Genomic DNA, 15,138 nt, shown 5'->3' on the forward strand with positions numbered 1-15,138 from the left:
AAAAGGCGGTGAATTACACTGCCAGACTGAATCGACCCTCTGTCTGGAGACCTTTGATGATCAAGTCCCGTGCTGCCGTAGCCTTCGAAGCCAAGAAACCCCTGGAAATCGTCGAAGTCGACGTGGCCATGCCCAAGGCCGGTGAAGTGCTGCTGCGCGTGGTCGCCAGCGGTGTCTGCCACACCGACGCCTACACCCTGTCGGGCGCCGACCCGGAGGGCATCTTCCCGTCGATCCTCGGGCACGAAGGTGGCGCGATCGTCGAGGCGGTAGGCGAGGGCGTCACCTCGGTCGCCGTCGGTGACCACGTCATCCCGCTGTACACCCCGGAATGCGGCAAGTGCAAGTTCTGCCTCTCGGGCAAGACCAACCTGTGCCAGGCCATCCGCGCCACCCAGGGCAAGGGCCTGATGCCGGACGGCACCACGCGCTTCTCCTACAAAGGCCAGCAACTGTTCCACTACATGGGTACCTCGACCTTCTCCGAGTACACCGTGCTGCCGGAAATCTCCGTGGCCAAGATCCAGAAAGAAGCGCCGCTGGAAAAGGTCTGCCTGCTGGGTTGTGGCGTCACCACCGGTATCGGCGCGGTGCTCAACACCGCCAAGGTCAAGCCGGGTGACACCGTGGCCATCTTCGGCCTGGGCGGCATCGGCCTGTCGGCAGTGATCGGTGCGGTCAAGGCCAAGGCGTCGCGCATCATTGCCATCGACATCAACCCGGCCAAATTCGAAATCGCCCGCCAGCTGGGTGCCACCGACTGCATCAACCCGAAAGACTACGACCGCCCGATCCAGGAAGTGATCGTCGACCTCACCGACGGCGGCGTGGACTTCTCCTTCGAGTGCATCGGCAACGTGCAGCTGATGCGTGCTGCGCTGGAGTGCTGCCACAAGGGCTGGGGCGAGTCGGTGATCATCGGCGTGGCCGGTGCCGGCCAGGAAATCGCCACTCGTCCGTTCCAGCTGGTCACCGGCCGTGTATGGCGTGGTTCGGCGTTCGGTGGCGTACGTGGGCGCAGCGAGCTGCCAAGCTACGTGGAAATGTCCGAGAAGGGCGAGATTCCGCTGGATACCTTCATCACCCACACCATGGGCCTGGAAGACATCAACAAGGCCTTCGACCTGATGCACGAAGGCAAGAGCATTCGCAGCGTGATCCACTTCTGAGGTTTGCCATGAGCCTGGATAACATCTCCTGCCAGAAGAGCTTCGGCGGCTGGCACAAGCGTTACCGGCATCACTCCAAGGTGCTGGGCTGCGACATGGTGTTCGCCGTCTACCTGCCGCCGCAGGCCGAACAGGGCGAGAAGCTGCCGGTGCTGTACTGGCTCAGCGGCCTCACCTGCACCGACGAGAACTTCATGCAGAAGGCCGGCGCCCAGCGCCTGGCCGCGGAGCTTGGGTTGATCATCGTTGCCCCCGACACCAGCCCGCGTGGCGAGCAGGTGCCGGGCGACCCGGACGGTGCCTGGGACTTCGGCCTGGGTGCCGGCTTCTACCTCAATGCTACTCAGCAGCCCTGGGCCCAGCACTACCGCATGCACGACTATGTGGTGGAGGAGTTGCCCGCGTTGATCGAGGCGCACTTCCCGGCTTCGGGCGAGCGCAGCATCAGTGGCCACTCCATGGGTGGGCATGGCGCGCTGGTGTGCGCCTTGCGCAACCCGGGGCGCTACCGCTCGGTGTCCGCATTCTCGCCGATCAGCAACCCGATGGATTGCCCGTGGGGCGAGAAAGCCTTCAGCCGCTACCTGGGTGAAGACCGTGCGCGCTGGCGCGAGTGGGATGCCAGCGTGCTGCTGGCCGAAACCCCGGCCGGCGAATGCCCGCCGTTGCTGGTGGACCAGGGCGACCGCGACGACTTCCTCGAGAAGCAGCTCAAGCCTGAAGCCCTGGAGCAGGCGGCACGCAAAGGTGGGCATGAACTGACCCTGCGCCTGCAGCCTGGCTATGACCACAGCTACTACTTCATCGCCAGCTTCATCGAGGAGCACCTGCGTCATCATGCGGTGGCCTTGGGGCGGGTGTAAGGCGTAGCTGTGGTGCTTGCTTCATCGCAGGCAAGCCAGCTCCCACCTCGACCGCATGGGCCTCGGACCTGTGCCGTACCTGTGGGAGCTGGCTTGCCGGCGATGGGCTGCGAAGCAGCCCCAATGCCTCAAAAGCAGGTAGAATCACGCCCTGACTCATTCAGGGCGTTTTTCTATGCGTATTGGCCACGGCTACGATGTGCACCGTTTCTGCGACGGTGATTTCATTACCCTGGGCGGGGTGCGTATCCCCCACAAATACGGCCTCCTGGCCCACTCCGATGGCGACGTGCTGCTGCACGCCCTGAGCGATGCCTTGCTTGGCGCGGCGGCGCTGGGTGACATCGGTAAACACTTCCCCGACACCGATCCACAGTTCAAGGGCGCCGACAGCCGGGTGCTGCTGCGCCATGTGGTCGGCATCGTCCAGGCCAAGGGCTGGAAGGTCGGCAACATCGACGCCACGATCGTCGCCCAGGCGCCGAAGATGGCCCCGCACATCGAGACCATGCGCAAGCTGATCGCCGAAGACCTGCAGGTCGAACTCGACCAGGTCAACGTCAAGGCTACCACCACCGAGAAGCTCGGCTTCACCGGCCGCGAGGAGGGCATCGCCGTGCATTCGGTAGCCCTGCTGCTGCCAGCATGACCGAACTGGAACTGCTGGGCCCGCGCGCATCGGGCGAACCACTGGGTACCGCCGTCCTCAAGGCGGTGGCCGAGGATTTCCAGGTCGACGAGGTGCTGGACATCCCCCTCTCGGGCCAGGGCGAACACCTGTGGCTGTGGGTCGAGAAGCGTGACCTGAACACCGAAGAGGCGGCCCGCCGCCTGGCCCGTGCCGCTGGGGTGCCGGTGCGCACGATCAGCTACGCCGGCCTCAAGGACCGCCAGGCCCTGACCCGCCAGTGGTTCAGCCTGCACCTGCCCGGCAAGGCCGACCCGGACCTGTCGCGTGCCGAGGATGCCAGCCTGCGTGTGCTCAAGCAGGTGCGCCACCAGCGCAAGCTGCAGCGCGGTGCGCATTCGGCCAACGGCTTCACGCTGCGCCTGACTGCCCTGGCTGCCGATCACCAGGCGGTGGATGCACGCCTGGAACAGCTCAAGCAGCACGGTGTGCCGAATTATTTCGGCACCCAGCGCTTCGGCCACGGTGGCGGCAACGTTCACGACGCTCTCGATTGGGCCGCACGCAAGGCCCTGCCTGAACAGCGCAACGTGCGTTCGCGGTTGCTCTCGGCCGGGCGCAGCTACCTGTTCAACCAGGTGCTGGCAGCCCGTGTTGCCGACGGCAGCTGGGCGCGTGCGCAGGTGGGCGACCTGTTGGCGTTCACCACGAGTCGTAGCTTCTTTCCTGCTGGGGAGTCGGAATGTTCCGATCCTCGTCTGGCGATCCTTGACCTGCATCCGACCGGCCCGCTGTGGGGGGCAGGCGATTCGCCGGCTACGGGGAGTACTGCGCAACAAGAGGATGCGATCGCCGCACGGCAGCCGGCACTTTGCCAGTGGCTGGCCTTGGCGGGCATGGATCACGAACGACGCATTCTGCGGCTCCCTATTGGCGGTCTTACGTGGCATTATCCGGAGCCTGATATCCTGCAACTGGAATTCGTCCTTCCGGCCGGATGCTTCGCCACCGTGGTGGTGCGCGAAGTCGTGGATCTGGTGTCGGCGGGGCAGACGGACAGCTCATGCGTATTCTGATTTCGAACGACGACGGTGTTACCGCACCCGGCATCGCCGCGCTGCACGCTGCGCTGGCGGATTACGCCGAGTGCGTGGTTATTGCCCCGGATCAAGACAAGAGCGGCGCCAGCAGTTCGCTGACGCTGGACCGGCCACTGCATCCGCAGACCTTGGCCAATGGCTTCATCAGCCTCAACGGCACGCCGACCGACTGCGTGCACCTGGGGCTCAATGGGCTGTTGCCACAGGCGCCGGACATGGTCGTGTCGGGGATCAACCTCGGTGCCAACCTGGGCGACGACGTGCTCTATTCGGGCACGGTCGCGGCCGCGTTGGAAGGCCGTTTTCTTGGCGGTACCTCGCTGGCGTTTTCGCTGTTGTCGCGCCAGCCGGACAACCTGCCAACCGCGGCCCATATCGCCCGCCGCCTGGTCGAGGCGCAGTCGCGCCTGGCCTTGCCGCCGCGCACCGTGCTCAACGTCAACATCCCCAACCTGCCGCTGGAGCACATTCGTGGCATCCAGCTCACCCGCCTCGGTCACCGGGCGCGGGCGGCGGCGCCGACCAAGGTGGTCAACCCGCGCGGCAAGGAAGGCTACTGGATCGCCGTGGCCGGGGATGCCGAGGACGGTGGCCCGGGTACCGACTTCCACGCGGTGATGCAAGGCTATGTATCGATCACTCCGCTGCAGCTCGACCGCACCTTCAGTGATGCCTTCGAGCAGCTCGACGGTTGGCTGGAGGGCCTGCTCTGATGCGCGAGGACGATATGCTGCGGCGTGGCATCGGCATGACCTCCCAGCGTACCCGGGAGCGGCTGATCCAGCGCCTGTGCGAGGAGGGCGTTTCGAACACCAAGGTGCTCGACGTGATCCGTCGTACCCCGCGCCACCTGTTCGTCGACGAGGCGCTGGCGCATCGCGCCTACGAAGACACCGCGCTGCCGATCGGCCACAACCAGACCATCTCGCAACCGTTCATGGTTGCTCACATGAGCGAGCTGCTGCTCGAGGCCGGGCCGCTGGACAAGGTGCTGGAGATCGGCACCGGCTCGGGCTACCAGACGGCAATCCTGGCCCAGTTGGTCGAGCGGGTGTTCTCGGTGGAACGCATCAAGGTGTTGCAGGACCGGGCCAAGGAGCGCCTGGTGGAACTGAACCTGCGCAACGTGGTGTTCCGCTGGGGCGACGGTTGCGAAGGCTGGCCGGCGCTGGCGCCGTACAACGGCATCATCGTCACCGCCGTGGCGCCGGAAGTGCCGCAGGCATTGCTCGACCAGCTGGCGCCCGGTGGCCGTATGGTGATCCCGGTGGGGCCAGCCGGCGAAACCCAGCAGCTGATGCTGATCGTGCGCGAGGAGCATGGATTCTCCCGCCGCGTGCTGGGGGCAGTGCGCTTCGTACCGCTGCTCAACGGCCCGCTGGCCTGAACACTGCTGGTTCGAGCCGCGCGATATTTTTGCGCCAGCACCGAATTCTTGCAGCAACGCCCTGTCTATCTGGCGGGGTGAAGCGCTAGCGCACAGCGTGTGCCATGGCTTTGCAGCAGTCTTTCACCAACCCTGCCAATGCGGGCGGGCTTGGTTATAATTGCAATAATATTGCATTTCTTGTCTTCATATCGTTTTCGGCACCATGAGGGGAGCGCGGGTGGGTCACACAGTCATTCGGCAGCGCAAGGACGGGTCGGGTTTCACGCTTCTGGTGATTGCACTGGCCATGGGCACGCTACTGGTGGGTTGCTCGAGCACCAGCAGCAACAGCGCGCGGGTGGTCGACCGCAATAACACCGTGCCCAAGCGCCCGGCGGTAACCACCGGGCAGTACATCGTCAAACCTGGCGATACGCTGTTCTCCATTGCCTTCCGTTATGGCTGGGACTACAAGGAACTGGCTGCGCGCAACGGCATCGCGGCGCCTTACACCATTCGCCCGGGGCAAGCGATTCGTTTCAGCAGCGGCTCTACCGGCAGCACCACGGTGGTGTCCAGCCCGTCGTCGTCGAGCAAGACCACGGTCATCCGGCGGCCTGTGGGAAGCACCAGCACACCCCCTGCCAGTACCAGCAAACCGGCCACGCCGGCAGCCTCCAGCAGCGCCCCGGTAGTCGCCACGGTGCCTGCCGCGGAGCGTGCGGTAGGCGGCTGGACCTGGCCTGCCAATGGCGTGCTGATTGGAAAATTCGCTTCAAACGGTAGTTTGAATAAAGGCATTGATATCGCCGGTGATTTGGGACAGCCTGTTTTTGCTGCGTCTGATGGTGCAGTGGTGTACGCCGGGAGTGGCTTGAGGGGCTACGGCGAACTGATCATCATCAAGCACAGCGATACCTACGTCAGTGCCTACGGCCATAACCGCAGGCTGTTGGTTCGGGAGGGGCAGCAGGTCAAGGCAGGGCAGTCGATTGCTGAAATGGGGTCCACGGGCACAGATCGGGTGAAGCTGCATTTCGAGATTCGCCGCCAGGGCAAACCCGTCGATCCGCTCCAGTTCCTGCCACGTCGTTGACCGTTGTACCCGGCCTGTTCCTGTGATGTAGAGGGGACAGGCTCCAGCGCTGCCAGGGAGATAGGTGCCGCTCGAGTCTGAGTTCGAACTCAGCAAAGGACTATAACAATGGCTCTCAGTAAAGAAGTGCCGGAGTTTGACATCGACGATGACCTGCTTCTGATGGAGACGGGTATCGTTTTGGAAACGGATGTGGTGTCAGACGAACCTGCTGTATCTTCGGTTCGGACGAGGGCCAAGTCGGGCTCTTCGCTCAAGCAACACAAGTATATCGATTACAGCCGGGCGCTCGATGCCACCCAGTTGTATCTCAACGAGATCGGATTCTCGCCTCTGCTTTCGCCGGAAGAGGAAGTGCATTTTGCGCGCCTGTCGCAAAAGGGCGACCCTGCCGGCCGCAAGCGCATGATCGAAAGCAACCTGCGCCTGGTTGTAAAAATTGCCCGTCGTTACGTGAACCGCGGCCTGTCGCTGCTCGACCTGATCGAGGAGGGCAACCTGGGGTTGATCCGTGCCGTCGAGAAGTTCGACCCGGAGCGTGGTTTCCGGTTCTCGACCTATGCGACCTGGTGGATTCGCCAGACCATAGAGCGGGCGATCATGAACCAGACCCGCACCATTCGCCTGCCGATCCACGTGGTCAAGGAACTGAACGTCTACCTGCGCGCTGCGCGCGAGCTGACCCAGAAACTGGATCACGAACCCTCGCCAGAAGAAATCGCCACGCTGCTGGAGAAACCGGTCGCCGAGGTCAAGCGCATGCTGGGCCTGAACGAGCGGGTGTCTTCGGTGGATGTGTCGCTCGGCCCGGACTCGGACAAGACCCTGCTCGATACCCTGACCGACGACCGCCCGACCGACCCGTGCGAACTGCTGCAGGATGACGACCTGTCGCAGAGCATCGACCAATGGCTGGGCGAGTTGACCGACAAGCAGCGTGAAGTGGTGGTGCGCCGCTTTGGCCTGCGCGGGCATGAAAGCAGTACCTTGGAAGATGTCGGCCTGGAGATTGGCCTGACCCGTGAGCGGGTGCGGCAGATCCAGGTCGAGGGGCTCAAGCGTTTGCGTGAGATCCTCGAGAAGAACGGCCTGTCCAGTGAGTCGTTGTTCCAGTAGCGGAAGCCTGCAACACAAAGCGCCCCGATGATTTCGGGGCGTTTTTGTATGTTTCGATCAGAGGTGCCCCATTCAAAATTGCCGGGGGCGCTTTGCGCCCCTTTCGCGACACAAGGCCGCTCCCACAGGTATTTCATCGCCTTCGAATGCGCCACTATCCTGTGGGAGCGGCCTTGTGTCGCGAAAGGGCTGCAAAGCAGCCCCAAGACATTATGTACTGCGCTACCCCAGTAACATCGCATGTAAGCCTTTGCTTACTTGTTTTGTAAGCCTTCTATGTACGCTTCAGTAAATCATTGTCGTATCCAGATCCTGCGTTTTCCCAACTCATTGAAAAACCTGGCTTATTCAGCTGTGAGGAAATGTGTCACCTGCAACACCCTGTGAGGTTTAGCGGTTGCTCGCCCGGCTCAAGTCGCTAGTATTCGAACTGTGCACAGGGACATGCACAGGCTTTCAGGAGGAAAGCCAGGGACGTCGCAAGAGGCGATTTCATCAGGATGATGTTTGGGACAAGCAGGGACTACGGAAAAAATGTGGGCGGGTCAAACCGCCCCTTTTTTTTGCCCGCAGAAAACAAAAAAGGCCCCAAGGGGCCTTTTTCGTGTCCGGACGCTATCAGCGCTCCAGGTCTGCAATCTTGCCAGTCTTGCCATCCCACTCTTCAGCGTCCGGCAGGGCGTCCTTACGCTCGGTGATGTTCGGCCAGATTTCCGCCAGTTCGGCGTTCAGCTCGATGAAGTTCTCCATGCCCGCAGGCACTTCGTCTTCCGAGAAGATGGCTTGCGCTGGGCATTCCGGCTCGCACAGAGCGCAGTCGATGCACTCGTCCGGGTGGATGACCAGGAAGTTCGGGCCTTCGTAGAAGCAGTCCACCGGGCAGACTTCCACGCAGTCGGTGTATTTGCATTTGATGCAGTTGTCGGTGACGACGAAGGTCATTTCTAATTCTCTCCTCAGGCGACGGCGGCGGCCCTTCCTCTCAGGGCCGCGCGGTTTGCGGGCATGTGGCTGCAGGCCAGGCTAATAACCTGCAGCACCAGCAAACCGCGGCGGATTCTACCAGCTTGTAGTGGGCGCCGTTATAACAGGTTCTTTAGTTGATATAGCATTTCGATAGCTTGACGCGGGGTCATGTCGTCCAGCTGCAGCTTGCCCAGCTTCTCGATGGCGGGGTGTGGCAGGCTGGCGAACAGGTCACTCTGGTGCGGGACCTGTGGCACGTCCTTGGCCTTTTGGGCCGGGGGCTGTTCATGCGGCAGGCTGGTGGTTTCCAGCCTTGCCAAGTGTTCACGGGCACGCTGGATGACGGCCGTCGGCACGCCGGCCAGCTGCGCCACGGCCAGGCCGTAGCTCTGGCTGGCAGGGCCAGGCAGCACGTGGTGCAGGAATACGATGCGTTCGTTGTGCTCGGTGGCGTTCAGGTGCACGTTGGCCACCAGCGGCTCGCTTTCCGGCAGCACGGTGAGCTCGAAGTAGTGCGTGGCGAACAGCGTGTAGGCACGCAGCTGGGCCAGGCGCTCGGCGGCGGCCCAGGCCAGCGACAGGCCGTCGAAGGTACTGGTGCCACGGCCCACTTCGTCCATCAGCACCAGGCTGCGGTCGGTGGCGTTGTGCAGGATGTTGGCGGTTTCGCTCATCTCGACCATGAAGGTCGAACGGCCGCCGGCCAGGTCGTCGCTGGAGCCGATGCGGGTGAAGATGCGGTCGACCAGCGACAGCTCGCAGCTGGCTGCCGGCACGAAGCTGCCGATATGCGCCAGCAGCACGATCAGGGCGGTCTGGCGCATGTAGGTGGACTTACCGCCCATGTTCGGGCCGGTGATGATCAGCATGCGTGTGCTGTTGTCCAGGCCCAGGTCGTTGGCCACGAATGGCGTGGTCAATACCTGTTCCACCACAGGGTGGCGGCCCTGCTCGATGCGCAGGCACGGCTCGTCGACGAAGCGCGGGCAGTTCAGGTCCAGGTTCAGTGCACGTTCGGCGAGGTTGCTGAGCACGTCCAGTTCGGCCAGGGCGGCGGCGCTGTCCTGCAGCGGTGCCAGGTGGCTGATCAAGGTTTCCAGCAGGGCGTCGTAGAGCATCTTTTCGCGGGCCAGGGCGCGGCTCTTGGCCGACAGGGCCTTGTCCTCGAACGCCTTCAGCTCCGGGGTGATGAAGCGCTCGGCGCCTTTCAGGGTCTGACGGCGGATGTAGTCGCCCGGGGCCTGCTCGGCCTGCTTGGTCGGCAGCTCGATGAAGTAGCCATGCACCCGGTTGTAGCCGACCTTGAGGTTGGCCAGGCCGGTGCGGGCCTTTTCCCGGGCTTCCAGGTCGATCAGGAACTGGCCCGCGTTCTCGCTGATCGCCAGCAGCTCGTCCAGTTCGTTGTCATAGCCGGCCTTGAGCACGCCGCCATCGCGGATCACCGCCGGCGGGTTGTCGATGATCGCCCGTTCCAGCAGGCTGGCCAGTTCGGGGTAGGTGCCGGTAATGGCGGCCAGGCGTGCCAGGTGCGGCGCCTCCAGCTCGGCCATGGCGTTCTGCAGCTCGGGCAGCGCGCCCAGGGCATCGCGCAGGCGTGCCAGGTCGCGTGGGCGGGCGTTACGCAGGCCGATACGGGCGAGAATCCGCTCGATATCGCCGATTTCCTTGAGCTGCGGCTGCAGCTTCTCGAAGCGGTAGCCGTCGAGCAGGCAGCGGATCGAATCCTGGCGTGCCTGCAGCACCTTGAGGTCGCGCAACGGGCGGTTCAACCAGCGGCTCAGCAATCGGCTGGCCATGGCGGTCTGGCAGCGGTCGATCACCGACTGCAGGGTGTTGTCACGGCCGCCGGCCAGGTTGATGTCCAGCTCCAGGTTGCGGCGGCTGGCGCCGTCGAGGATGACCGTGTCGTCCAGGCGTTCGTGGCGCAGGCTGCGCAGGTGCGGCAGGGCGGTGCGCTGGGTTTCCTTGGCGTAGATCAGCAGGCAACCGGCGGCGCCGATGGCCAGGGTCAGCTTGTCGCAGCCAAAGCCCTTGAGGTCCTTGGTCGCGAACTGCTGGCACAGGGCCTTGCGCGCCGAGTCGCGGTCGAAGTCCCATGGCGCACGGCGACGGGCGCCCGGGCGTTTCTCGGCAGGCAGGTCGCGCGGCCAGTCGTCGGGGATCAGCAGCTCGACCGGGTTCAGGCGCTCGAGCTCGGCCAGCAGGTTTTCCCAGCCCTTGATCTCCTGCACACTGAAGTTGCCACTGGTGATGTCCAGTACGGCCAGGCCGAACAGGCGCTCGTCACCGAGCAGCGCGGCAATCAGGTTGTCGCGACGCTCGTCGAGCAGGGCCTCGTCGCTGACCGTACCCGGGGTGATGATGCGCACCACCTGGCGTTCCACCGGGCCCTTGCTGGTGGCGGGGTCGCCAATCTGCTCGCAGATCACCACCGATTCGCCGAGCTTGACCAGCTTGGCCAGGTAGCCTTCCAGCGAATGGAACGGAATCCCGCACATGGGGATGGACTGGCCGGCCGACTGACCGCGCGCGGTCAGGGTGATGTCCAGCAGTTTTGCGGCTTTTTTCGCATCTTCGTAGAAGATCTCGTAGAAGTCGCCCATGCGGTAGAACATCAGCTGGTCCGGGTGCTGGTTCTTCAGCTTCCAGTACTGCTGCATCATCGGGGTGTGTGCGGAGAAATCGGAAATTGCTTTATTCATCAAGGGCTTAGAAAGTAGGTCTCAATATTGTGGGGCAAATTGGGGCGTTCTGTGTTGCATGCGCGACGCCGAGACCCACCGGATTTTCAAGCCGCATAGGTTAACACGGCTACCCGGCAGGCTGTACCTGCAAGTCCGGCGAGTGTGCAGGGATGCACTGAAGGCATGTTGACAGAAGCGCAACTGGGCCGAGCACCGTCGCTCACCGATGAAGAATATCTGGCGTAGTGTGCTGCGGCTGAATTTCTGATTGGGTGTGGGCTTGAGGTGCATGCCTTGAGCGGTATGGTGCCTGTGAGATCGAGCGCCGCCCGCGCGGCGCATCGCCGGCAAGCCGGCTCCCACATCTGTTTCGGGCCAGTCATGCCTGTGAGGCCTCCGCTGCCCGCCTTGTTTGCCCGACTCGATATTGAGGCGATACCCAAGGGTCGCGCGCCGCTGCCCCAGGAGTAATTGGCCCGAAACAGATGTGGGAGCCGGCTTGCCGGCGATGCGCCGCGCGGGCGGCGCTCGGTCTCATGGGCGATAAAAATCTCAAGGCGAACACCCCAGGTCCCGCGCGCCGTTCGATGCCCTTTCCTCGCATCCAAAATGCTAGGGTAGAGGCCAGCCTTCAAGGAGCCCGACATGGACCCGATCACCACGCTTGCCACCCGCCTGGGTGAACACCTGCGCCGCTTCAACGCGCAGGTGACCACCGCCGAATCCTGCACCGGTGGCGGCATCGCCGAGGCCATCACCCGCGTGCCCGGCAGCTCGGCCTGGTTCGAGGCTGGGTACGTGACCTATTCCAACACCCAGAAAACCCGTCAGTTGGGAGTGCCCGCGGCGTTGTTCGGCCAGGTTGGCGCGGTCAGCCAGGAAGTGGTCGAAGCCATGGTCCGCGGCGCCCAGGCCGCCAGCGGCGCGCGCTTTGCCGTGGCGGTGAGCGGCGTGGCCGGGCCGGACGGTGGTTCGCCGGCCAAACCGGTGGGCACCGTGTGGCTGGCCTGGGGCGACGGCAACCATGTGTTCAGCGAGCGGCGCCAGTTCGACGGCGACCGTGAGGCAGTGCGCCGACAGACGGTGATCGCCGCGTTAGACGGCTTGTTACAGCTTGGTGCCGAGTAAATCGACGACAGGGGTTTGCGCGGGCGCTTGCCTGTGGAATAATACTGGCTACTTATACAGGTATTCCGGCCGTCAGGGCCAAGTCGAACACGTGAGGATTTCAATGGACGACAACAAGAAGCGCGCCTTGGCTGCGGCCCTGGGTCAGATCGAACGCCAATTCGGCAAGGGCGCCGTCATGCGCATGGGCGACCACGAGCGCCAGGCTATCCCTGCCATCTCCACCGGCTCGCTGGGCCTGGACATCGCACTGGGCATCGGCGGCCTGCCAAAAGGCCGTATCGTCGAGATCTACGGCCCGGAATCGTCGGGTAAGACCACGCTGACCCTGTCGGTCATCGCCGAAGCCCAGAAAAACGGCGCCACCTGCGCCTTCGTCGACGCCGAACACGCCCTCGACCCCGAGTACGCCGGCAAGCTGGGCGTCAACGTCGACGACCTGCTGGTTTCGCAGCCGGACACCGGCGAACAGGCCCTGGAAATCACCGACATGCTGGTGCGTTCCAACGCTGTTGACGTGATCATCGTCGACTCCGTGGCTGCTCTGGTACCGAAGGCCGAGATCGAAGGCGAGATGGGTGACATGCACGTGGGCCTGCAGGCGCGCCTGATGTCCCAGGCGCTGCGCAAGATCACCGGTAACATCAAGAACGCCAACTGCCTGGTCATCTTCATCAACCAGATCCGTATGAAGATTGGCGTGATGTTCGGCAGCCCGGAAACCACCACTGGTGGTAACGCCCTGAAGTTCTACGCCTCGGTGCGTCTGGATATCCGCCGTACCGGCGCGGTCAAGGAAGGCGACGAGGTGGTCGGTAGCGAAACCCGCGTCAAGATCGTCAAGAACAAGGTTTCGCCGCCATTCCGTCAGGCCGAGTTCCAGATCCTCTACGGCAAGGGTATCTACCGTAACGGCGAGATCATTGACCTGGGTGTTTCCCAAGGCCTGGTCGAGAAGTCCGGGGCCTGGTACGCCTACCAGGGCAACAAGATCGGTCAAGGCAAGGCAAACGCTGCCAAGTACTTGGCTGAGAACCCGGCTATTGGTGCCGAGATCGAGAAGCAGATTCGCGAGAAGCTGCTGACCTCTGGTGCTGTTGCGGCTGCTGGTAAGGCTGCTGCTGCCGAAGCCGATGCCGATGACATGGCCGACGCTGACGCCGGTTATTGATTGCGCGGTAGATAGCCGAACATGTCCGCCGTACTCGACACCCCCGTCGCCATTCGGCGGACAGCCATGGACCTGCTCGCGCGACGTGAGCACGGTCGCGTCGAGCTGACGCGCAAGTTGCGTCAGCGCGGCGCTTCGGACGAGCTGATCGAGCCTGAACTCGACCGGCTCGCCGAAGAAGGGCTGCTTAGCGAAGCCCGTTACCTCGAAAGTTTCATCCGATACCGTTCCAGCTCCGGCTACGGCCCTGCGCGTATTCGCGAAGAGCTAGGCCAGCGCGGTTTGGCGCGTGCTGATATCGAGCAGGCGCTACGCGAAAGCGAGGTGGATTGGGGCGAGCGCATGCGTGACGTATGGCAGCGCAAGTTTGCTGGTCAGCGCCCGCAAGATCCCCGCAGCCGTGCCCAGCAGACCCGGTTTCTGGCTTACCGGGGTTTCCCCATGGACATGATCGGCCGCCTGCTCAGTGGGCGTGATATCGACGACTACTGAAGACTGGGGCCGCTTTGCGGCCCTTCGCGGGCTTGCCCGCTCCCACAGGTTTGGTGCAAGGTTCAGAAAATGCGCAGTCCCTGTGGGAGCGGGCAAGCCCGCGAATACCGGCAACGCCGGTGCCATCCACCGCGTTGCGTTCTTCGCGGGCGCGTCGGACCGCCGCTCCCACAGGTTGCGCGGCGCGCTTTGGAAATTTGTTCGACAATCAACTGACCTTCAACGCCTCCCTGGCCCGCTGTGTGGTATGCATGGGCTGCGGCTTGGCCCAGTTCTCCGGCAGGTTGATGAAGTCCACCAGCTCGCGCAGCCTGCCCTGGTCCCGGCCATTGAAAGCAAATGACAAACGGGTCAGGTGGCTGAAATTGCCCACTTCGTGCTCGGCACTGCTGTCAGGTTGCTGGTGATACTTGCCACTCAGGCGCAAGTCGGCAAAGCCTTCCTGGATGTCATACAGCGCCGCCTCGCTGAGCGGGTGATGCATGCGGATCACGAACTGGCTCTTCAGCCAGCGGCTGGAGTGGTAGTTGCTGTAGAACTGGTTGATTTCTTCCACTGCCTCGTCAGCGCTGTGCACCAGGCGCAGCAGTTTCAGGTCGCTGGGCAGGATGTAGCGGTTTTCCTCCAGTTGGCGGCTGATGAAGTCCAGGCAGTCGCGCCAGAAGCTGCCACCTGGCGAGTCCAGCAGCACCACCGGTACCAGCGGACTCTTGCCGGTCTGGATCAGGGTCAGCACCTCCAGCGCTTCATCCAGAGTGCCGAAACCACCCGGGCACAGCACCAGGGCATCGGCCTCCTTGACGAAGAACAGCTTGCGGATGAAGAAGAAATGGAACGGCAGCAGCTTGTCGGTGCCGTCCACCGTGGGGTTGGCGTGTTGTTCGAAGGGCAGGGTGATGTTGAACCCCAGGCTGTGGTCGCTCCCGGCGCCTTCGTGGGCAGCTGCCATGATGCCGCCGCCAGCACCGGTGATGACCATCAGGTCGGAGCGCGCCAGGGTTGCGCCCAGTTCGCGGGCCAGAGCGTACATCGGATGCTCTAGCGGAGTGCGCGCCGAGCCGAACACGGTCACCTTGCGCCGGCCCTTGTAGCGTTCCAGGGTGCGGAACGAATGGTCCAGTTCGCGCAGGGCCTGCAGGGTGATCTTGGCGCTCCAGCGGTCGGTGTCGTCATGGGCCATGCGCAGGATGGTCAGCATCATGTCGCGGTACAGCGGCAGGTTGGGGCTGTTCGGTGCCACCAGTTGCAGTTGTGCGTCGATGTTGCTCAGGTCGATGTTGTTGTCGCGGAAGTGGCTGAACAGCAGTTCACTCGATTGGTAAGGCATGCAACGTCTCCTTCTGCACCAATACCTCT

The 15,138-nt window shown here is 63.3% G+C and carries 14 protein-coding genes; 11 read left to right on the top strand and 3 right to left on the bottom strand.

Annotation, left to right across the window (positions count from 1 at the left end; translation table 11 throughout):
- The first annotated feature begins 56 nt into the window (after window positions 1-56).
- The 8 genes from ABX298_RS16585 to rpoS all read left to right on the top strand — a co-directional run bounded on the left by ABX298_RS16585 (window position 57) and on the right by rpoS (window position 7,341).
- A complete protein-coding gene (locus ABX298_RS16585; protein WP_016712915.1) occupies window positions 57-1,169 on the top strand; it encodes an S-(hydroxymethyl)glutathione dehydrogenase/class III alcohol dehydrogenase in 1,113 nt (370 codons plus the stop codon).
- An 8-nt stretch (window positions 1,170-1,177) separates the two neighbouring features.
- On the top strand, window positions 1,178-2,032 hold the full coding sequence (fghA, locus tag ABX298_RS16590) for an S-formylglutathione hydrolase (RefSeq protein WP_025337989.1): 855 nt from the start codon (window positions 1,178-1,180) through the stop codon (window positions 2,030-2,032).
- A 175-nt stretch (window positions 2,033-2,207) separates the two neighbouring features.
- Window positions 2,208-2,681 carry a 2-C-methyl-D-erythritol 2,4-cyclodiphosphate synthase gene (ispF, locus tag ABX298_RS16595; RefSeq protein WP_015269207.1) on the top strand — a complete coding sequence of 158 codons (474 nt, stop codon included), beginning with the start codon at window positions 2,208-2,210 and terminating at the stop codon, window positions 2,679-2,681.
- Window positions 2,678-3,736, top strand: a complete 1,059-nt coding sequence (gene truD, locus ABX298_RS16600; RefSeq protein ID WP_085593278.1) for a tRNA pseudouridine(13) synthase TruD — start codon at window positions 2,678-2,680, stop codon at window positions 3,734-3,736. Before ispF ends, truD begins: the two co-directional genes overlap by 4 nt.
- On the top strand, window positions 3,724-4,473 hold the full coding sequence (gene surE / locus ABX298_RS16605; RefSeq protein ID WP_025337991.1) for a 5'/3'-nucleotidase SurE: 750 nt from the start codon (window positions 3,724-3,726) through the stop codon (window positions 4,471-4,473). The genes truD and surE overlap by 13 nt, the downstream gene beginning before the upstream one ends.
- A 35-nt stretch (window positions 4,474-4,508) precedes the next feature.
- Complete coding sequence (locus ABX298_RS16610) at window positions 4,509-5,147, top strand: protein-L-isoaspartate(D-aspartate) O-methyltransferase (protein ID WP_015269209.1); 639 nt, start codon at window positions 4,509-4,511, stop codon at window positions 5,145-5,147.
- 220 nt (window positions 5,148-5,367) lie between these two features.
- Complete coding sequence (locus ABX298_RS16615; protein ID WP_084785063.1) at window positions 5,368-6,225, top strand: peptidoglycan DD-metalloendopeptidase family protein; 858 nt, start codon at window positions 5,368-5,370, stop codon at window positions 6,223-6,225.
- 108 nt (window positions 6,226-6,333) lie between these two features.
- Window positions 6,334-7,341, top strand: coding sequence for an RNA polymerase sigma factor RpoS (gene rpoS, locus ABX298_RS16620; protein ID WP_013971277.1), 1,008 nt, complete (start codon window positions 6,334-6,336; stop codon window positions 7,339-7,341).
- Between the two features lie 618 nt (window positions 7,342-7,959).
- Here rpoS and fdxA read toward each other — a convergent pair.
- The gene (gene fdxA / locus ABX298_RS16625; RefSeq protein ID WP_004375459.1) at window positions 7,960-8,283 is read right to left on the bottom strand and encodes a ferredoxin FdxA; all 324 of its coding nucleotides are present in this window, start codon (window positions 8,281-8,283) and stop codon (window positions 7,960-7,962) included.
- A 140-nt stretch (window positions 8,284-8,423) separates the two neighbouring features.
- On the bottom strand, window positions 8,424-10,997 hold the full coding sequence (mutS, locus tag ABX298_RS16630; protein WP_075046894.1) for a DNA mismatch repair protein MutS: 2,574 nt from the start codon (window positions 10,995-10,997) through the stop codon (window positions 8,424-8,426).
- A 639-nt stretch (window positions 10,998-11,636) separates the two neighbouring features.
- Between mutS and ABX298_RS16635 the strand changes: the two genes are divergently transcribed.
- From ABX298_RS16635 to recX, 3 genes are all read left to right on the top strand, one after another.
- On the top strand, window positions 11,637-12,119 hold the full coding sequence (locus ABX298_RS16635; protein ID WP_025337995.1) for a CinA family protein: 483 nt from the start codon (window positions 11,637-11,639) through the stop codon (window positions 12,117-12,119).
- A gap of 103 nt (window positions 12,120-12,222) precedes the next feature.
- Window positions 12,223-13,290, top strand: coding sequence for a recombinase RecA (recA, locus tag ABX298_RS16640; RefSeq protein WP_015269214.1), 1,068 nt, complete (start codon window positions 12,223-12,225; stop codon window positions 13,288-13,290).
- Window positions 13,291-13,311: 21 nt separating this feature from the next.
- On the top strand, window positions 13,312-13,782 hold the full coding sequence (gene recX / locus ABX298_RS16645) for a recombination regulator RecX (protein WP_085619270.1): 471 nt from the start codon (window positions 13,312-13,314) through the stop codon (window positions 13,780-13,782).
- A gap of 208 nt (window positions 13,783-13,990) precedes the next feature.
- On the opposite strand, the gene ABX298_RS16650 is transcribed toward recX, so the two are convergent.
- Window positions 13,991-15,109: an LOG family protein gene (locus ABX298_RS16650; protein ID WP_025337997.1), complete on the bottom strand. Its 1,119-nt coding sequence runs from the start codon at window positions 15,107-15,109 to the stop codon at window positions 13,991-13,993.
- Between the last annotated feature and the right edge of the window lie 29 nt (window positions 15,110-15,138).

The sequence above is a fragment of the Pseudomonas sp. X4 genome, from assembly GCF_040784925.1.
Taxonomy (GTDB): domain Bacteria; phylum Pseudomonadota; class Gammaproteobacteria; order Pseudomonadales; family Pseudomonadaceae; genus Aquipseudomonas; species Aquipseudomonas putida_Z.